Consider the following 18,046-nt stretch of genomic DNA (forward strand, 5'->3'; position numbering starts at 1 on the left):
ACCCGGGCGCGCAGATCCGCGACAACGCGCTGAGTAAAGCCCGCTACGAGTTCCGCTGGGACGACCAGTTCAACCTGGGCCTCGACCCGGACAAGGCCAAGAGCTTCCACGACGAGACCCTGCCCAAGGAATCGGCCAAGGTCGCCCACTTCTGCTCCATGTGCGGCCCGCACTTCTGCTCGATGAAGATCACCCAGGACGTGCGCGACTTCGCTGCCGCCCAGGGCATCGCCGAGGCCGAAGCCCTCGAGAAGGGCATGGAGACCAAGGCGGTCGAGTTCGTGAAGAAGGGCGCGGAAATCTACCAAAAAGTCTAAAGTCACCTTTCGCCGCTTCCGACGAACGGGCCTCAGGGCCCGTTCTTTTTTTGTGCATTGAACCGCTTTCGCATGGCTTCCCCGGCCATGCCGGCGCGCCGCATCCCCCGCGGCACGCGCCTTTCCGCCCCCCTCAAAAGCACCTGCTGCATTGCGGAATATCCAGTCCCCGCGCGGGATGCGCCGCTCGATCTACCGTTCGTCGCAGCCATCTCAAGTTCGCATCCGCGCCGCCGTTTCCTACTGGACCGGAACGAACGGGACGTCGTGACGCAGATCACCGAACCCGTTTCAGTTTTTTTTCATTTTTGTCGTTACCGTAATTAGTACGAGACCAGATTCCGCGCTGGCCTGAACTGTCTGCAAAGACCGGTAAACCCCAAAAACTGACCGCCGCCCCGGCAACGGAAGTGGCCCGAGAACCGAGATGCGCAAGCTGCCCGAAAACGGATTCACGCTGGTCGAGTTGCTGGTGTCGGTCGCCATTGCCGCGATCCTCATCAGCATCGCCGCGCCGTCGTATGTCGCGCTGACCAACACAAACCGGCTGGCCACCCAGGCCAACGACATCCTGGGCGGCCTGATGATTGCCCGCAGCGAGGCGATCCGCCTCAACCAGCGCGTGGTGTTCTGCCGCAGCGACGACGGCAGCACCTGCTCGGCGGCCACCGACGGCTGGAAGGGCTGGCTGGTGTTTGCCGACATCGACGGCACCGACACCCCCAGCGCATCGGAAATCCTGCGCAGCGGCACGATCTCCAACGCCTCCGGCATGAGCGTGCTGGCGAGTGCCGCGATCAGCGGCCAGACCAACCGCATCCGCATCGGCTCGGACGGCTTTGCCCGCACCGCGCCGGGTTCGTCGTCAGCCCTGCTGCAGGCCAAGCTGTCGGTGTGCATCGTCACCGCGTCGCCGGCCCACAACGCCCGCGAGCTGCGCATCGCCTCTGGCGGCCGCCCGCTGATCGTCCAGGTGGACAACGACGGCGCCTGCCCCACCCCCTCCAACTCCTGACCCCTATCCACAGGCATCCCGGAAATGAGAAACAAGTCCCTCCTCAAGCGGCAAAAAGGCGTGGGCCTCATCGAAGTGCTCGTCTCGATGGTCGTGCTGTCGCTCTGCATGCTTGGCATGGCCGCCCTGCAGACCGTCTCGCTGCGCAACAACCAGAGCGCCCAGTCGCGCTCGATGGCAACCATCATGAGCGCCTCGATCACCGAATCCATGCGCGCCAACGTGATCGCCGCCAAAGGGGGCGAATACAACGTGGACACCTGCTCGAGCGCCAGCGGCACCAGCCTCGCCAGCACCGACGTGGCCTCCTGGCTCAACGCCCTCAAGGGAGCCATCGGTCGCACCGCGTGTGGCGGCATCGTGTGCCGCAACGCCACCTGCGACATCACCGTGCAGTGGGACGACTCCCGCGCCACCAGCGGCAAGTCCGCCTTCAGCGTGACCACCCGCGTCATCCTGTGAAGACCGCCATGTTCGCCCCGATCTCACGCCCCGCCCGCATGAAGGGGCTGACGCTCATCGAGCTGATGATCTCGCTCGTTCTGGGCATGGTGCTGGTGGGCGGCGTGCTGGTGGTCTTCCTGGGCAGCCAGACCTCCTACAAGACCTCCGACAACCTCTCCAAGATGCAGGATTCGGCGCGGATCTCCTTCGCGCTCATCAGCCACGAGATCCGCGAGGCGGCCGGCACCGGCTGCGGCAACGGCAGCCGCCTGGACAACGCCATATCCAAGCGCAACGAGAGCATCCTCAACGCCGCCCAGGCCACCACCCCGGCCTGGTGGAGCGTGATGGGCAACGGGGTGATGGGCTACGACGCAGGCACGGCCAGCCCCGCGATCGCCATCGGCACCGGCACTACCCAACGCGTCAGCACCACCGACGCGATCCAGCTCACCGGCGCTTATGGCGCCGGCTTCAGCATCGACGCCCACAGCAACACCGGCTACAGCTTCACCCTCAACACCGCCACGTCGGGCCTCAACGCCAACGACGTCCTGATCGCCTGCGACTACAAGCAATCCACGGTGTTCAACGCCTCGTCCGTCGCCGGCAAGACGGTGACCTACGCGGCCGGCGCCGGCAGCGCCCGCAACTGCGGCATCGCCCTGGGTTACGACGCCGACAACAACTGCTCCACCACGGCCTACAAGTACGACTCGCTGGTCGCCCGCCTGTACCGCTTCGGGGCCAGCACCTGGTACATCGGCAACGGCACCAACGGCCGCCCGTCCCTCTACCGCGTCTTCCTGAACGGCAACCCCGAGGAGATCGCCACGGGCGTGACGGACATGCAGATCCAGTACCTCCAGAACGGGAACACGGCCTATGTGGACGCCGCCTCCGTCACCGACTGGAGTGCCGTCATCTCGGTGCGCCTCACCCTGAACTTCGAAGGCCTGGACAAGAACATCGCCACCGGTGGAACCGGGGATCGCCGCATCAGCACCGTGGCCACCAGCACCATCATGCTGAGGAACAGAACGCCATGAGCCGGAACCCGCACCACGCCCAGCGCGGCATGGTCCTTGTCGCCTCGATGATGATCCTGATCATCATCACCCTCCTCGGCCTCTCGGCCATGCGCAGCGCCGGCCTCGAGGAGCGGATGAGCGGCAACCAGTACGACCAGAACTACGTGTTCGAGGCCGCCGAAGCGGCCCTGCGGGAAGCCGAAATCGTCGCCGCATCACCGCTGACCTTCACCAGCACCTGCACCAATGGGCTCTGCCCGACGCCCGTTGCGGGCGCCACCGACCGCTGGATGGACAGCAGCTTCACCGGGTGGAAATCGGCCGCCAACGCCAACGCGGGCATCGTCACCGCCCAGTACATCCTCGAAGACATGGGCGCCCAGCCGGTGGATGGCACCTGTCATCTGCAGGTGCCGGTCGAGCCCACCTGCCTCATCCCGATGGTCCGCATCACCGCCCGCGCAGTGGCCGCCAACGGCCGCGGCACCTCGGTCACGCTTCAATCCAATCTACGCCAGTAATCCAGGGAGTCGGTCATGAGCAGCCCGTCCAATCTCAAGCGCAACTGCAAGTCCGGGGCCGTTTTCACGCCATCGCTGGTCGCCCTTGCCGTCGCACTCATCTGCCAGCCCGCAGGCGCCGCCCTCGACATCCCGAGCGCCCCCCTGCAATCGGCCGCAGCGATTCCGTCGAACATCCTGTACATCCTGGACGACTCCGGCAGCATGCAGTTCGAGATGATGCCGGACGATCTGGTCATCTTCCCCGACAACGCCACCACGGCAAGCCAGCTGGGCACCTACCTCTTCCCGCCGCCCAACCGGACCATCTACGGCTCAGACACCTACGGCTGGGGCAACGCCTCGCAGGTGCTGATCCCGGCCTTTACCGACACCAGTTTCCAGAGCTTCTACAAGCGCTCGTCGTACAACAACAACGTCTTTTACGACCCCACCATCACCTACACCCCGTGGGTGAGATATGACGGGACCTCCTACGGCAACGTGACGCCGTCCGCAGCCCCCTGGCATCCAGCCAATTCCGGCGCGGGCACGATCAATCTCACCGCCCAGCAGACCTCCACCGCCAACTGGATCACGGGCACCTCGCTGACCTCCTGGAACTCGATCTGCGGGTGGGGTGGCAGCTGCAGCCACAGCTACTACCCGATCACCTTCTACGTGTACAAGGGCAGCGGTTCCACGGCGGCGGCGGCCAGCTACATCCGTTACCAGATCCGCGGCTCCACCGGCTACAAGCAGGATCTGAACGGCGGCAGCAACACCACCGTCACCAGTTTCAACTGGGGCTCGGTCAGCCGCACCGTGGCCGAGGAAGCCCAGAACTTCGCCAACTGGTTCAGCTACTACCGCTCGCGCACGTTGGCGGCCCGGGCCGGTTCGAGCATTGCGTTCTCCAAGCTCGGCACCAACTACCGGGTCGGCTTCACCACCATCAACAGCAGCAGTTTCGGCGACGCGATCCCCACCTCCGGCGTCTTCGAGAGCACCAACCGGCAGACCTGGTTCAACAACCTGTTCACCAACACCGTCCCAACCCTCGGCACGCCCCTCAAGGAAGCCCTCGACAAGGCCGGCCAGTACTATTCGCGCACCGACAACACCGGCCCCTACGGCCCCGCCCCGCAGCTGTCGTGCCGGCGCAACTTCACGATCCTGACCACCGACGGCTACTACGCCGACACCACCATCGCGGGGGTCGACAACGAAGACGGCACGGCCGGCACCACCATCACCGGCACCAGCTCCCAGTCGTACAAGTATTCGGCAGTCAGGCCCTACCAGGACAGCTACACCAACACCCTGGCCGACATTTCCATGTACTACTGGAAGCGTGACCTGCGGACCGACATGGCCAACAACATGCGGGCCACCAGCACCAACCCATCGTTCTGGCAGAACATGAACACCTTCACCCTGTCCCTCGGGCCCCAGGGCACCCTCAACCCGGCCACCGATCTGGCCGCCCTCACCTCGGGCACGAAGACCTGGCCCAACCCGCTCGACGGCGACGCCCAGAAGATCGACGACCTGTGGCACGCGGCGGTTAACGGCCGCGGCAGTTTCGTTGCCGCCAAGAACCCCACCGAGTTCGCCAACGGCCTGGTTTCGGCCCTCACCACCATCGGCGAAGCCGGCGGCGTGTGGAACGTGGCCGTCACCGCCTTCACCCTCGAAGCCAACGGCAAGACCTTCGTCGCGCGCTACGACGGCAACTGGGGTGGCGACCTGTGGGCTGTGGGCTACAACGCCAACGGCCAGATGAACACCACCTCGGACGGCACCCCGATCCCGCTCTGGAAGGCCTCCGCCAACGTACCGGCGCCCGCCTCGCGCAAGATCTACACCTGGAAGGACAGTGGCGGCGGCGGCACCACCTTCGAGTACACCAACCTCAGCTCCAGCAAGAAGAGCGCCCTCGGCAGCTCGGCGGTGGTGGACTACCTGCGCGGCGTGCGCACCGGCGAAGTCTCCAACGGCGGCGCCTACCGCAACCGCACGTCGGTGATCGGCGACTTCGCCAACCCGGCACCGGTTTACGTGAAGGCCTCCAACACCATCTTCGCCGCCGCCAACGACGGCATGCTCCACGCCTTCAACGCCACGAGCGGCGTCGAGCAGTTCGCCTACATTCCGGGCAGCGTCAACTTCTCCACGATGGCCACGCTCGCCAACCCCAACTACTCCCACGCCTACCTGAACGATGGCGAGCTGGTGGTCTCCGACCAGGCCACCGTTGGCAAGAACATCCTGGTGGGCAGCCTGGGCCGCGCCGGCAAGGGCATCTACGCGCTCGACGTCACCACGCCCTCCACCTTCGGCACCAGCAACGTGCTGTGGGAATACACCGATTCCGACCTGGGCCAGACCCTCGGCAAGCCGCTCATCGCCCGGCTCAACACCGGCGACTGGGCGGTGATCATCGGTAACGGCTACAACAGCACCAACGAAAAAGCCTTCCTGTACATCCTCAACCTCAACACCGGGGCGCTCATCAAGAAGATCGCCACCGGCGCGGGCTCGTCGTCGGCCACCAACGGCCTGTCTTCGCTGGTCGGCTTCGACAAGGACGGTGACAGCAAGATCGACCTGATCTACGCGGGCGACCTGCTCGGCAACTTCTGGCGCTTCAACCTGACTGGCACCGATACCTCCGCATGGAGCGGCACCTCGATGTTCACCGCCCGGGATGCCAGCAACAACACCCAGCCGATCACCGCCGGGCTCTCCGTTGCCATCGACCCGAAGACCAACAAGCGCTGGGTTTTCGGCGGCACCGGACGCTACCTGACCAACGGGGACGTCTCCGACACCGCCATCCAGAGCTGGTACGGCCTGATCGACGACGGCACCACCATCGCCAGCCGCAGCGCCCTCACCCAGCGCACCCTCACCGCCGAAACCGCCCAGGGCAGCTACCTCACCCGCACCTTCTCCGAGGCCGTCGCCAACGACATGGTCGGCAAGAGCGGCTGGTACGTGGACATGGCCGTCGGCGGCGTGAAGACCGGCGAACGCATCGTGTCGCGCAGCCAGTACTCGGCAGGCGTGCTGTACGCCAGCAGCGTCATCCCCAGCTCGGACAAGTGCGCCTCGGGTGGCAGTGGCTATCTCAACGCCCTCAGCGCCTTCTCGGGCGCCACGCTCACCAAGCCCTTCTTCGACATCAACAACGACAACGCCTTCGACGACGCCGACAAGAAGCTGGTCGGCGGCAAGCTCACCCCGGCAGGCTCGGTGCGCACCGGCGGGATGATCGGCGAGATCACCATCAAGAAGGTGACCGACTCGAAATTCACGATCCAGAGCTGCGACTCGACCGGCGTCTGCAAGGCCCAGCCGAACGTGAACCTCAGCGAACTCAAGGGGCGCGTCTCGTGGCGTGAAATCCGCAAGGAATGACTTGGCGTGCCGTTATAGCGGTGGTCAGTCGCAACCACCGCCACCGGAACACCCACCATGCGTAACCGTCTTCCTAAAAACCAGGCCGGCATGACGCTCATCGAGCTGATGGTCGCCGTGTGCATCGTCGGCATCCTGACGATGATCGCCTACCCCAACTACTCGACCTACGTGGTGCGCAGCAAGCGCAACCTGGCCACCGCCTGCCTGCAGGAAGCGGCCCAGTACATGGAGCGCTTCTACACCACCAACCTGCGCTACGACCAGGCCCTCGACGGCACGGCCGTGGCGCTGCCCACCACGTCCTGCGTCAATGACATGAAGGGCAACTACGTGCTGGCAGTTGCCTCGGTGAGCGCCAACGCGTTCGTCCTGAAGGTCACCCCCCAGGGCGGCCAGGCCAGCTCCGACACCCAGTGCGGCACCCTGACCCTCAGCCAGAGCGGCGCCCGCACGGTATCCGGCACCGGTACGACCAGCACCTGCTGGTAAGCATCACCCCGACAAAGGCGGGAAGTCCCGGCCCATCCGGCCGGCGCTTCCCGCCTTTGTCATTCAGGCAACACTTCGCACCCATCCGCCAGCGGCGCCGGCACGTGGGCAACACCCTGCCGTCGGGCAGGTGCTAGCATTCCTGGATACCGACCACCAGAAGCCAGGCCCGCCCATGAACCTCGAGAAAGTCATCTTCGGTTTCTTCATCGTCTTCGCCGCCACCCTCAACTTCGGCTTCTTCATCGGCGAGATCGACAACCCGGCCCACCACGACATCTACGAGCTGTTCGCCGCGGTGGTGGTCAACCTGATCGCCACCGTGCTCAAGTTCGGCGACCGCACCCAGATCGGCGCCATCCACCTCGCCACCAGCCTCGTGGCCGACTTGCAACTGCTCGCCGCCGCGATGGTGTGGGGCTACGTCGTCCACGTGGCCGGCACCGGGCTCACCCCAGCCACCATGTCGAGCATCGTCTCGCTGTCTGGCGGCGCCCTCTTCGCCAACATCGTGTCGGTGGTGATCCTCATCGCCGAAACCATCATGCAGCGGCGCTGACGCCGTGAACAACACCCCCACCAGCACGATCTTCCTGGTCCTGCGGCGGCTGCGCACGCCGCTGATCGTGCTCATCGTGATCTTCGCGGTATCGGTGCTGGGCCTCACCCTGGTGCCCGGCCCGCCCGACCCCAACGGCGGCGGCCTGGGGCCGCGGATGAGCTTCTTCCACGCCGTCTATTTCATCAGCTACACCGCCACCACCATCGGCTTCGGCGAAATCCCCTACGCCTTCTCCGAGCAACAGCGGCTATGGACGCTCCTGTGCATCTACCTGTCGGTGATCGGCTGGGCCTACACCCTGGGCACCGTCTTCGCGATGCTGCAGGACAAGAACTTTCTCAACGCCATCGCCGTACAGCGCTTCTCGCGCCAGGTGCGGCATCTGCGCGAACCCTTCTTCCTTGTGTGCGGCTACGGCGAGACCGGCCGGCTGATCTGCCGGGCGCTGGACGAGCTGGGCTTCCGGGCGGTGGTCATCGAACTGGACGAGACCCGGGTCGGCGACCTGGAGCTGCAGAGTTACTCCGCCGACATGCCGGCCCTGTGCGCCGACGCCGGCAAGCCCGACACCCTCGTGTTTGCCGGGCTCACCAGCAAGTACTGCCGTGGGGTGATCGCCCTCACCAACGACGACGGCACCAACCTCGCGGTGGCCATCGCCGCCCGCCTGCTGGCCCCCGCCCTGCCGGCCCTGTGCCGCGCCGAACACGCCGAAACGGTTGCCAACATGGCCTCGTTCGGCACCCGGCACATCATCAACCCCTTCGAAAAGTTCGGCGAGTACATGGCCCTCGCCCTGCATTCGCCGGCCGCCTACCACCTTCTGCTTTGGCTCACCGGCCTGCCCGGCACCACCATCACCCGCCACCGCGAGCCGCCCGCCGGCAAGTGGGTGCTGTGCGGTTACGGCGCCTTCGGCCGGGTGATGACCCAGGCCCTCGAAGGCGCCGGCCTGCCGGTGACGATCATCGACCGCGCCCCGCCCATCGACCCCAGCCACACCTGGATCAAGGGCGACGGCACCGGCGTGGAAGCCCTGCGGGCCGCCGGCATCGCCGACGCGGTGGGCATCGTGGCCGCCACCGCCAACGACGTGAACAACCTGTCCACCGTCGTCACCGCCCGGGAGCTCAACCCCCGGCTGTTCACCGTGCTGCGGCAGAACCACGTCGCCAACCACACCCTGTTCGAGGCCTTCGAGTCCGACTTTGCGATGGTGCCCAGCGAAATCGTCGCCCACGAATGCCTCGCCATCCTCACCACCCCACTGCTGGCCCCCTTCCTCAACGCCGTGCGCCGGGCCGACGACAACTGGTCTCAGCAGCTGCTCGACGAGCTCACCGAGCGCTTCGGGTGGGACGTGCCCATGGTGTGGAGCGTCACCCTCAACATCGCCCAGGCCCCGTCGGCCTATCGCCTGCTGATGCGCCACGACAGCCTGCGGCTCGGCCAGCTGCTGCGCGCCCCAGTCACCGGCCGACCGCCCCTGGAATGCCGCGCCCTGCTGCTCCTGCGCGAAGGCGATCCGCCCCACCTGCTGCCCGGGGACGACCAGGACATCAAGCTGGGCGACCAGCTGCTGCTGGTGGGCCTCGAGGCCGCCCGCAAGGATCTCGACCTGACCCTCTTCAACGCCCACACCCTGTCCTACGTGCTGACCGGCCAGGATTCACCCGGCGGGCTGGTGTGGGAATGGCTCGCCGCCCGCCGCCGGGCCGGCACCACCTGACACCCGGCGCGGGCGGCGGGCGCCCGGGCTGCCGCCACCGCTGAGCTAGAATGCGCGCTCCCGATCACCGCAACCCGCCATGCCCTTCCGCCTGCCCCCGCCCGTCATCCGCACGCTGTTCGCCCTTGCCCTCATCGTCATCTTCATCCTGGCGATGATCCCGATGGCTGTCGTGCCCGAGGTGGTGGATTTCCAGGACAAGCTGCACCACAGCGCGGCCTTCGCGGTGCTGACGCTGCTGGGCTGGGCCGGCTGGCCGGCGCGCATCAACGCCGTTGCCGGCGGACTGCTGGGCTACGGCATCCTGATCGAGATCTGCCAGCACACCCTCACCACCAACCGCTTCGGCGAACCGATGGACGTGGTGGCCGACATGCTCGGCATCGTCATCGCCCGGTGGATCATCCAGGCCAGGACGGCACGCCCGGCGTAAGCGCGACCCGACGTCTCCGGGATCAGGCCACGGCGAAGCGGTCGCGCACGACGATCTCGTCGAGCGGCAGCGGGCCACTGCGCGGATGCGCCGGCTGGGCCGCCTTGCCGATCGCGACGAACATCGCAATGACGTGATCGGACGGCAGCTGGATCAGACGGGCCACCGCGTCGAAGTCGAAGCCATCCATCGGGCAGCTGTCGTAGCCCAGCTCCTGCGCCGCGAGCATCAAGGTCTGCGCGGCGATCCCGCAGGAGCGCATCGCCTCGTCGCGCTGGACCACATCCCGGCCGCGGTAGTAGCCGTCGAGCATTGGCAGGATGGCTTCCTTCACCGGCGCCGCGGCATCGCGCCAGTAGCGGGTCGGTGCCTTCTCCCAGGCCTTGAGGTCGGCGGTCACGACAACCAGCAGGGACGCATCGGTCACCTGCGCCTGCCCCCACGCGGCCGCGCGCAGTTGCTGACGCAGTGCCGGGTCCTGGGCGAGGACAAAGCGCCAGTTCTGGATGTTGAAGGCCGTCGGTGACAGCTTGACCAGCTGCATCAGCGCCTCGATTTCGTCCTCGCCGATGCGGTGTGTCGGGTCAAAGGCCTTGACGGCACGGCGCTGGCGGATGGCTTCGGATACTTTCATCATGGATCTCCTGGAGGGTTGAAACATACAAACCAGTTGGTATGTATTGGGGTAAAAAAATCAGCGCGGCGGGCGCAGGCTGGCGACGTAAGCGCGCAGTTGCGCCATCGTCGCGTGAAAGGCCGCCGCCGACTGCAGGTTCTTCGACACGCTGACGGCACCTTCCCAGGCCGCAACGATGAACAGCGCGCAGGCCTCGCAATCCACGTCGGCGCGAATCTCCCCGGCGGCCTGCGCCCGCCGCAGCAGCGCGGCCAGCTTGCGCTGCCAGCGCTCGAGGATGGCTGCGAGATGGGCCCGAAAATCCTCGTCGAGGGCGCTCATCTCCTGCATCAGGTTGTTCAGCGGGCAGCCGAGATTGATCGCCGACGCATCGGCCGAATGGCTGCACGCCAGCAGGTCGAGCAAGGCCGCCACCGACGCCTGCGGCCCGTCGTCGAGCGGACGCACCACCCAGTCCTCGAGCAGCGGCGCGATGCGCTCGTCAATGACGGCGAGCCCCAGCGCCTTTTTGCTGGGAAAGTGGTGGTAGAAGGCGCCCTTGGTGAGCCCGGTCTCCGCCAGAATGCTCGCCACGCCAGCCGCCCGAAAGCCTTCGCGGTGGATTTCGGCGAAGGCGGCATCAAGGATGCGGGCGCGGGTGAGATCGGGCTGGCGGCTCATGGTGGGCGAATTACATACCGATCGGTCGGTATGTGTCAACAGACCTGATCGGGCAAAAAGAAGGCTGCCCGCGGGCAGCCTCTTCATGCAGCGCAAAAACCGCTCAGGCGGCAAACACGTGCTTCACCCGCAGGGTCTCGCCCCGCTCGACGAGGCCGATCAGGCGGTCGATGTTGGGGTGCTTGCCCGGATTGAGGCGCGCGTCCTCGCTGTGCTCCGAGTAGATCTCGATACCCTGGGCGGCGGCAGTCGGGGTGATGGCGCCGTGGATCTGGGCCAGGTGGTTGTACACCGCCAGCGAGCCAGCCTGGCCGGGCTTGTTCTCGATGGTGGCCACCACCTCATCGGCGGCGCCCAGCAGCTGGATCGAAGCCAGATGCGATACGCCCGGCAGGGCCTTGAGCTTGTCGGCAAATGCCATGGATGAATCTCCGCAATCAGGTTGAAACTGAAACGCGAAGGGCGACCGTCGTCGCCCTTCTGCCCATGCCGGCACCTGCGCGCCGGCGGGATCTCAGATGCGCTTGGCCAGCTCGGCGGCCTTGCCGATGTAGCTGCCCGGGGTCATCTCGAGGAGGCGGGCCTTCTCGGCTTCGGGGATCGCCAGGGTGCCGATGAACTGCTGCAGCGCTTCCTTGGTGATGCCCTTGCCGCGGGTCAGCTCCTTGAGCTGCTCGTAGGGGTTGGGCACGGCGTAGCGGCGCATCACCGTCTGGATCGGCTCGGCGAGCACTTCCCAGCAGGCGTCGAGATCGGCGGCGAGGCGGGCGGGGTCGGCTTCCAGCTTGCCCAGGCCGCGCAGGCAGGAATCGTAGGCCAGCACGGCATAGCCGAAGGCCACACCCATATTGCGCAGCACGGTGGAGTCGGTCAGGTCGCGCTGCATGCGGGACACCGGCAGCTTGTCGGCCAGGTGGCGCAGCACGCTGTTGGCGAGGCCCAGGTTGCCTTCGGCGTTCTCGAAGTCGATCGGGTTGACCTTGTGCGGCATGGTGGACGAGCCGATCTCGCCGGCCTTCAGCTTCTGCTTGAAGTAGCCCAGGGAGATGTACATCCAGATGTCGCGGCACACATCCAGCACGATGGTGTTGGCGCGGGCGGTGGCGTCGTACAGCTCGGCCATCGCGTCGTGGGGTTCGATCTGGATGGTGTAGGGGTTGAAGGCGAGGCCCAGGGATTCGATGAAGCGGCCGTTGAAGGCTTCCCAGTCGAACTCGGGGTAGGCCGACAGGTGAGCGTTGTAGTTGCCCACGGCGCCGTTGAACTTGGCGGTCAGCTCGACGCCGACGATGGCCTTGCGGGTGCGGCGCAGGCGATACACCACGTTGGCCATCTCCTTGCCCAGGGTGGTCGGGCTGGCGGGCTGGCCGTGGGTGCGGGAGAGCATCGGCAGGTCGGCGTGCTGGTGGGCCAGCTCGACGAGACGGGCGATGATCTTGTCGAGGGAGGGCAGCAGCACGTCGTCGCGGCCGTCGCGCAGCATCAGCGCGTGGGAGACGTTGTTGATGTCCTCGGACGTGCAGCCGAAGTGGATGAACTCGGTGACGCGGGTGACTTCGGGGTTGTGGCCAAGGCGCTGCTTGAGCCAGTACTCCATGGCCTTCACGTCGTGGTTGGTGGTCGCCTCGATGGCCTTCACGGCTTCGCCGTCGGCCACCGAGAAGCTGGCGATCACGCCGTCGAGCTCGGCGATGGTGGCGGCGGAGAACGGCGCGATCTCGGCCAGTTCGGGCGCGGCGGCCAGCGCCTTGAGCCATTCGATCTCGACCTTCACGCGGTTGCGGATCAGGCCGAATTCGGAGAAGTGCTCGCGCAGCGCGGAGACCTTGGATTCGTAACGGCCGTCCAGCGGCGACAGCGCGGTGATGGGTTGCAGGTTCATGCGTAAAGCCCTTGAGGCAGAAAAGCAAAGTTCTCTATTTTACCGCCTTGGAGCGCGCTTCGCCGATGATAAAATCCGGGCTCCCCAACTGCTGTGCCAAACCCATGAGAAAAGGTCCGCAACTTCTCGAGAACTTCATTTTCTGGAGCCGCTGGCTCCAGGCGCCGCTGTACCTCGGCCTGATCGTCGCCCAGGGCATCTACGTGTGGCTGTTCATGGCCGAACTGGGCCACCTGGTGAGCAACGTCATCAACTCCGGCGGCCACATCAGCGAAACCGAAACCATGCTGGTGGTGCTCGGCCTGATCGACGTGGTGATGATCGCCAACCTGCTCATCATGGTCATCATCGGCGGCTACGAGACCTTCGTCTCGCGGCTCGACCTCGAAGGCCACCCGGACCAGCCCGAGTGGCTGTCCCATGTGAACGCCGGCGTACTGAAGATCAAGCTGTCCACCGCGATCATCGGCATCTCGTCGATCCACCTGCTCAAGACCTTCATCAACGCGGCCAACCTGCCCGAGAAGGCCATCATGTGGCAGGTCATCATCCACGTCGTGTTCCTGTTCTCTGCCCTCGCCATGGCGTGGGTCGACAAGATCATGAACCAGACCGTTCTGCTGTCAAAACACTAAAGAGAGGGAGCCTCACCCATGACCGCAATCAAGCAGGAAGACCTGATCCAGTCCGTCGCGGACGCCTTCCAGTACATCAGCTACTACCACCCGCTGGACTACATCAAGGCCCTCGGCGAAGCCTACGAGCGCGAAGAATCCCCCGCCGCCAAGGACGCCATCGCCCAGATCCTGACCAACTCGCGCATGGCCGCCGAAGGCCACCGCCCGATCTGCCAGGACACCGGCATCGGCATGGTGTTCATCAAGGTCGGCATGCAGGTCACCTGGCCGGACGCCACCATGAGCGTCCAGCAGATGATCGACGAAGGCGTGCGTCGCGCCTACGCCAACCCGGACAACCCCCTGCGCGCGTCCGTGCTGGCCGATCCGGCCGGTGCCCGCAAGAACACCAAGGACAACACCCCGGCGGTGGTCCACTTCGAGCTCGTCCCGGGCCACCACGTCGAGGTGATCTGCGCAGCCAAGGGCGGCGGCTCCGAAGCCAAGTCCAAGTTCGCGATGCTCAACCCGTCCGACGATCTGGTGGATTGGGTCCTCAAGAAGATCCCCGAGATGGGCGCCGGCTGGTGTCCGCCGGGCATCATCGGCATCGGCATCGGCGGCACGCCCGAGAAGGCCATGCTGCTGGCCAAGGAATCCATCATGGCCCCGGTCGATATCCACGACCTCAAGGCCAAGGCCGCTGACGCCGCCGCCAAGGGCGAAAAGCTCACCCGCGCCGAAGAGCTGCGTCTCGAGCTCTACGAGAAGGTCAATGCGCTGGGCGTCGGCGCCCAGGGCCTGGGCGGCCTCACCACCGTCCTCGACGTGAAGGTGCTCGACTACCCCTGCCACGCCGCCAACCTGCCGGTCGCGCTGGTGCCCAACTGCGCCGCCACCCGTCACTGCCACTTCCACCTGGATGGCTCCGGCCCCGCCAAGATCGAGCCGCCCAAGCTCGAGGACTGGCCCGCCGTCACCTGGACGCCGGATCTCAAGTCCGCCACCCGCGTGAACCTCGACACCCTGACCAAGGAAGAAGTCGCTGCCTGGAAGCCGGGCCAGAAACTGCTGCTCAACGGCAAGATGCTCACCGGCCGCGACGCCGCCCACAAGCGCATCGCCGACATGCTGGCCAAGGGCGAGAAGCTGCCCGTCGACTTCACCAACCGCGTGATCTACTACGTCGGCCCGGTGGACCCGGTGCGCGATGAAGTCGTCGGCCCCGCCGGCCCGACCACCGCCACCCGGATGGACAAATTCACCCGAATGATGCTCGAGCAGACCGGCCTGATCTCCATGGTCGGCAAGTCCGAGCGTGGCCCCACCGCCATCGAAGCCATCAAGGACAACAAGTCCGCCTACCTGATGGCCGTCGGCGGCGCCGCCTACCTGGTGGCCAAGGCCATCAAGTCGGCCAAGGTCGTCGGCTTTGCCGACCTGGGCATGGAAGCCATCTACGAGTTCGACGTGCAGGACATGCCCGTCACCGTGGCGGTCGATTCTTCCGGTACCTCGGTGCACAACACCGGCCCGAAGGAATGGCAGGCCAAGATCGGCAAGATCCCGGTCACCGTCGCCTGATTCTCTGCTTCGCAAGAAACCCGACACGCGTGTCGGGTTTTTTTTCGTCCGGGTCACGGCCAAGGGTCAATACCACCCGCGACAGGGCCGATAATCGGATCAACTGCGTCCGGCTGCGCCTGCGGCCCGGCCGCGCCAATGAGCAAATCGTCACCCCCGAGGACGAGCGCCTGATGCCTGCACCCGCCGAGCAACCCGTGGGCCCTACCCCCACGCCCCTCCACGACCTGAAACGCGCCGCGCTGTGGCCCGGGGCATTGCTGCTGCTTTTCCTGATGATCGGCCTGCTGCCATCATCCGATTTCGGCATTGGTCGCTACCTGCCGCTGCACACCGCGATGGAGACCGGCGCCATCGTCGTGGCGATGCTGGTGTTCGGCATCGTCTGGAACGCCTACTCCGACGAGCGGCCTGGCAATGTGGTGCTGCTGGGCGTGGTGCTGCTGGGCACGGCCCTGCTCGATTTCGGCCACATGCTCGGCTACCGGGGCATGCCCGATTTCATCACCCCGGCGAGCCCCCAGAAGGCCATCGTGTTCTGGCTGGCAGCCCGCCTGCTGGTGGCCGCCGGCCTGCTGGTGGCCGCCCTCCGGCCGTGGCAACCGATGCTGGAGACACGGCACCGCTACCGGCTGCTGGCCGGCGTGCTGGCCTACGTGGCCCTGCTCTACGCCCTCGAACTGCTGACACCCGACCACCTGCCGGCCTTCTTCGTGCCCGGCAGCGGACTCACGCCGCTCAAGGTGGCATTCGAATACGGGCTGGTCCTCATCTACGGCGCCGCGGCACTGGTGTTCGCATGGCGGGCGATGCACGGTGCGGCCTTCAATGCGGCAGATCTCTTCGCCGCGTCCGCGGTGGCGATGCTCTCCGAGCTGTGCTTCACCCGCTACGTGTCGGTGAGCGACAGCTACAACTTCATCGGCCACCTGTACAAGATCATTTCCTACGGCTTCATCTACCGGGCGGTGTTCGTCGAGAGCGTGCGCCAGCCCTTCCAGGCCCTCAGCCGCGCCCTCGAAAACGAGAAGCACTGGGCCGCCGAACAGCACTCGCTGGTGCGCACCCTCGACATGCTTGAAGAGGCCGTCATCGAGCTGCGCCCCGACGGCACCATCATCAACGCCAACAGCGGCTGGTGGCAGCTGGCCGGCCGCGCGCCCGGCACCTACCCGCTTCTCGACTCCGTCCACCCGGAAGATCAGGCCGCCTTCGCGGGCTGCCTCAACAGCCTCGCCGACGGCACCAAGGACGAGTTCCACGGGCGCTTCCGCTTCGTGGGCGACGCCGCCTACGAACGCTGGATGGAGTGCCGCTTTGTCACCGAACTGACCGACGCCGGCAAGATCGTCGGCATCCGCGGCGTGCTGCGGGACATCACCAAGACCTACCTGCAGGAGCGTCACATCGCCCACATGGCGCTGCACGACGCCCTCACCGGCCTGCCCAACCGGGTGCTGCTGGAAGACCGCGTCTGCAAGACCATCCAGCTGGCCCGCCGCAATCAGGATCGGGTTGCGGTGTGCTTCATCGATCTCGACCACTTCAAGAACATCAACGACGCCTATGGCCACAAGGCCGGCGATGCGCTGCTGCTGTCCATGGCCCAGGCCCTCGAGAAGAACCTGCGCGACGGCGACACCGTGGCCCGCTGGGGCGGTGACGAATTCGTCGCCCTCCTGCCCGGCATCGTCAACATCGAGGACGCCCGGCAGGTGGCGCGCAAGCTGCAGAAGGTGATGCCGCGCAGCTTCGCGGTGGCCGGCCAGCCGATCAACGCCACCTTCAGCATGGGCATCGCGATGTTCCCCGACGACGGCGACAGCGTCGAATCCCTGCTGGCCCATGCCGACCGGGCGATGTTCTACGCCAAGTCCCAGGGGCGGAACAACTTCCAGCTGTTCTCCGAGATGTCGGCCAAGGGCCTGGGCAAGAAGGAGCTGTACATCCAGGCCAAGCTGGCCGACGCCATCCAGGGCGGACAGATCGAGGTGTGGTTCCAGCCCCAGGTGCGCACCGAACGCGACGCCGAAGGACGCCACCGGCTGGTGGGCATCGAGGCCCTGGCCCGCTGGCACGACAAGGATCTGGGCTGGATCTCCCCGGCCACCTTCATCCCGATGGCCGAGAGCCTGGGCCTGATCGCCGACCTCGGCCAGCGGGTGACGACCCTCGCACTGGCCCAGTTCCAGCGCTGGCACGCCCGCCGCCCCGAGCTGCACCTTTCGCTCAACATCTCCAAACGCCAGCTGTTTGCGCCGGAATTCGTCAGCGGGCTGATCCACGAAGTGAGCCGGCACGACCTGCCCACCTCGGCCATCGTGCTGGAGATCACCGAATCCGTCGCCCTGCTCGAAGTGGAGTTCGCCGAGGAGCGCCTGCGCCAGCTGGTGGACGCCGGCTTCATCCTGTCGATCGACGACTTCGGCACCGGCTACGCCTCGCTCTCCCAGCTCCACGAGCTGCCGGTGCAGGAGCTCAAGATCGACATCTCCTTCGTCCAGCGCGTGCACACCCCCGACGGCCTGCGCATCCTGCAGGCCATCGTCCAGCTGGGCCGTGCCCTCGGGCTGCGCACGGTGGCCGAAGGCGTCGAGGACGCCCAGACCGCCACCACCCTGCGCGAGCTCGAGGTGGACACCCTGCAGGGCTATCACTTCGGCCGGCCGGTGCCGGCCCGCGTCCTCGAAGAGCTGCCGGCCTTCGCCGATCAGGACTGA

17 protein-coding genes are annotated in these 18,046 nt (G+C 66.1%); 13 read left to right on the plus strand and 4 right to left on the minus strand.

The genetic code is table 11. From position 1 onward, the window contains the following. The 10 genes from QQK25_RS13080 to QQK25_RS13125 form a co-directional block, all read left to right on the plus strand. The coding region (locus tag QQK25_RS13080; RefSeq protein WP_284188301.1) for a phosphomethylpyrimidine synthase ThiC at positions 1 to 317 on the plus strand (317 nt) is incomplete at its 5' end. A gap of 427 nt (positions 318 to 744) precedes the next feature. Then, positions 745 to 1,332 (plus strand): GspH/FimT family pseudopilin, encoded by a 588-nt coding sequence (locus tag QQK25_RS13085; RefSeq protein ID WP_284188302.1) that lies wholly within the window; start codon positions 745 to 747, stop codon positions 1,330 to 1,332. A 24-nt stretch (positions 1,333 to 1,356) separates the two neighbouring features. Continuing rightward, positions 1,357 to 1,794: a type IV pilus modification protein PilV gene (gene pilV / locus QQK25_RS13090; protein ID WP_284188303.1), complete on the plus strand. Its 438-nt coding sequence runs from the start codon at positions 1,357 to 1,359 to the stop codon at positions 1,792 to 1,794. A gap of 8 nt (positions 1,795 to 1,802) precedes the next feature. Continuing rightward, positions 1,803 to 2,825 carry a PilW family protein gene (locus QQK25_RS13095; RefSeq protein WP_284188304.1) on the plus strand — a complete coding sequence of 341 codons (1,023 nt, stop codon included), beginning with the start codon at positions 1,803 to 1,805 and terminating at the stop codon, positions 2,823 to 2,825. Further along, entirely contained in the window at positions 2,822 to 3,328 is a 507-nt protein-coding gene (locus QQK25_RS13100) for a pilus assembly PilX family protein (RefSeq protein ID WP_284188305.1), read from the plus strand. Before QQK25_RS13095 ends, QQK25_RS13100 begins: the two co-directional genes overlap by 4 nt. A 15-nt stretch (positions 3,329 to 3,343) precedes the next feature. Beyond that, entirely contained in the window at positions 3,344 to 6,730 is a 3,387-nt protein-coding gene (locus tag QQK25_RS13105; RefSeq protein ID WP_284188306.1) for a pilus assembly protein, read from the plus strand. Between the two features lie 57 nt (positions 6,731 to 6,787). Then, positions 6,788 to 7,222: a type IV pilin protein gene (locus tag QQK25_RS13110; RefSeq protein WP_284188307.1), complete on the plus strand. Its 435-nt coding sequence runs from the start codon at positions 6,788 to 6,790 to the stop codon at positions 7,220 to 7,222. Positions 7,223 to 7,397: 175 nt separating this feature from the next. Next, positions 7,398 to 7,781, plus strand: coding sequence for a DUF6394 family protein (locus tag QQK25_RS13115; protein WP_284188308.1), 384 nt, complete (start codon positions 7,398 to 7,400; stop codon positions 7,779 to 7,781). 4 nt (positions 7,782 to 7,785) lie between these two features. After that, complete coding sequence (locus QQK25_RS13120) at positions 7,786 to 9,513, plus strand: potassium channel family protein (RefSeq protein ID WP_284188309.1); 1,728 nt, start codon at positions 7,786 to 7,788, stop codon at positions 9,511 to 9,513. Positions 9,514 to 9,592: 79 nt separating this feature from the next. Further along, positions 9,593 to 9,946 carry a VanZ family protein gene (locus QQK25_RS13125; RefSeq protein ID WP_284188310.1) on the plus strand — a complete coding sequence of 118 codons (354 nt, stop codon included), beginning with the start codon at positions 9,593 to 9,595 and terminating at the stop codon, positions 9,944 to 9,946. A gap of 22 nt (positions 9,947 to 9,968) precedes the next feature. Here QQK25_RS13125 and QQK25_RS13130 read toward each other — a convergent pair whose 3' ends face one another. The 4 genes from QQK25_RS13130 to purB form a co-directional block, all read right to left on the minus strand. Beyond that, the gene (locus QQK25_RS13130; RefSeq protein WP_284188311.1) at positions 9,969 to 10,583 is read right to left on the minus strand and encodes a nitroreductase family protein; all 615 of its coding nucleotides are present in this window, start codon (positions 10,581 to 10,583) and stop codon (positions 9,969 to 9,971) included. A 57-nt stretch (positions 10,584 to 10,640) separates the two neighbouring features. Then, positions 10,641 to 11,282 carry a TetR/AcrR family transcriptional regulator gene (locus tag QQK25_RS13135; RefSeq protein ID WP_284188312.1) on the minus strand — a complete coding sequence of 214 codons (642 nt, stop codon included), beginning with the start codon at positions 11,280 to 11,282 and terminating at the stop codon, positions 10,641 to 10,643. A 64-nt stretch (positions 11,283 to 11,346) separates the two neighbouring features. After that, positions 11,347 to 11,664, minus strand: a complete 318-nt coding sequence (locus tag QQK25_RS13140) for a DUF2322 family protein (protein WP_284188313.1) — start codon at positions 11,662 to 11,664, stop codon at positions 11,347 to 11,349. A gap of 93 nt (positions 11,665 to 11,757) precedes the next feature. Then, positions 11,758 to 13,125: an adenylosuccinate lyase gene (purB, locus tag QQK25_RS13145; RefSeq protein WP_284188314.1), complete on the minus strand. Its 1,368-nt coding sequence runs from the start codon at positions 13,123 to 13,125 to the stop codon at positions 11,758 to 11,760. A 104-nt stretch (positions 13,126 to 13,229) separates the two neighbouring features. Here purB and QQK25_RS13150 point away from each other — a divergent pair, with 104 nt between their 5' ends. The 3 genes from QQK25_RS13150 (at position 13,230) to QQK25_RS13160 (ending at position 18,046) form a co-directional block, all read left to right on the plus strand. Next, positions 13,230 to 13,760: a TIGR00645 family protein gene (locus QQK25_RS13150; protein WP_153159945.1), complete on the plus strand. Its 531-nt coding sequence runs from the start codon at positions 13,230 to 13,232 to the stop codon at positions 13,758 to 13,760. Positions 13,761 to 13,778: 18 nt separating this feature from the next. Continuing rightward, positions 13,779 to 15,326 carry a fumarate hydratase gene (locus tag QQK25_RS13155; protein ID WP_284188315.1) on the plus strand — a complete coding sequence of 516 codons (1,548 nt, stop codon included), beginning with the start codon at positions 13,779 to 13,781 and terminating at the stop codon, positions 15,324 to 15,326. Positions 15,327 to 15,499: 173 nt separating this feature from the next. After that, positions 15,500 to 18,046, plus strand: coding sequence for a bifunctional diguanylate cyclase/phosphodiesterase (locus tag QQK25_RS13160; RefSeq protein WP_284188316.1), 2,547 nt, complete (start codon positions 15,500 to 15,502; stop codon positions 18,044 to 18,046).

The organism is Zoogloea oryzae, from assembly GCF_030161255.1.
Taxonomy (GTDB): Bacteria; Pseudomonadota; Gammaproteobacteria; order Burkholderiales; family Rhodocyclaceae; genus Zoogloea; species Zoogloea oryzae.

Coding starts and splice junctions, on each gene's coding strand:
- QQK25_RS13085 (WP_284188302.1), top strand. CDS start 745: ATGCGCAAGCTGCCCGAAAACGGATTCACGCTGGTCGAGTTGCTGGTG.
- pilV (WP_284188303.1), top strand. CDS start 1,357: ATGAGAAACAAGTCCCTCCTCAAGCGGCAAAAAGGCGTGGGCCTCATC.
- QQK25_RS13095 (WP_284188304.1), top strand. CDS start 1,803: ATGTTCGCCCCGATCTCACGCCCCGCCCGCATGAAGGGGCTGACGCTC.
- QQK25_RS13100 (WP_284188305.1), top strand. CDS start 2,822: ATGAGCCGGAACCCGCACCACGCCCAGCGCGGCATGGTCCTTGTCGCC.
- QQK25_RS13105 (WP_284188306.1), top strand. CDS start 3,344: ATGAGCAGCCCGTCCAATCTCAAGCGCAACTGCAAGTCCGGGGCCGTT.
- QQK25_RS13110 (WP_284188307.1), top strand. CDS start 6,788: ATGCGTAACCGTCTTCCTAAAAACCAGGCCGGCATGACGCTCATCGAG.
- QQK25_RS13115 (WP_284188308.1), top strand. CDS start 7,398: ATGAACCTCGAGAAAGTCATCTTCGGTTTCTTCATCGTCTTCGCCGCC.
- QQK25_RS13125 (WP_284188310.1), top strand. CDS start 9,593: ATGCCCTTCCGCCTGCCCCCGCCCGTCATCCGCACGCTGTTCGCCCTT.
- QQK25_RS13130 (WP_284188311.1), bottom strand. CDS start 10,583: ATGATGAAAGTATCCGAAGCCATCCGCCAGCGCCGTGCCGTCAAGGCC.
- QQK25_RS13140 (WP_284188313.1), bottom strand. CDS start 11,664: ATGGCATTTGCCGACAAGCTCAAGGCCCTGCCGGGCGTATCGCATCTG.
- purB (WP_284188314.1), bottom strand. CDS start 13,125: ATGAACCTGCAACCCATCACCGCGCTGTCGCCGCTGGACGGCCGTTAC.
- QQK25_RS13150 (WP_153159945.1), top strand. CDS start 13,230: ATGAGAAAAGGTCCGCAACTTCTCGAGAACTTCATTTTCTGGAGCCGC.
- QQK25_RS13155 (WP_284188315.1), top strand. CDS start 13,779: ATGACCGCAATCAAGCAGGAAGACCTGATCCAGTCCGTCGCGGACGCC.
- QQK25_RS13160 (WP_284188316.1), top strand. CDS start 15,500: ATGCCTGCACCCGCCGAGCAACCCGTGGGCCCTACCCCCACGCCCCTC.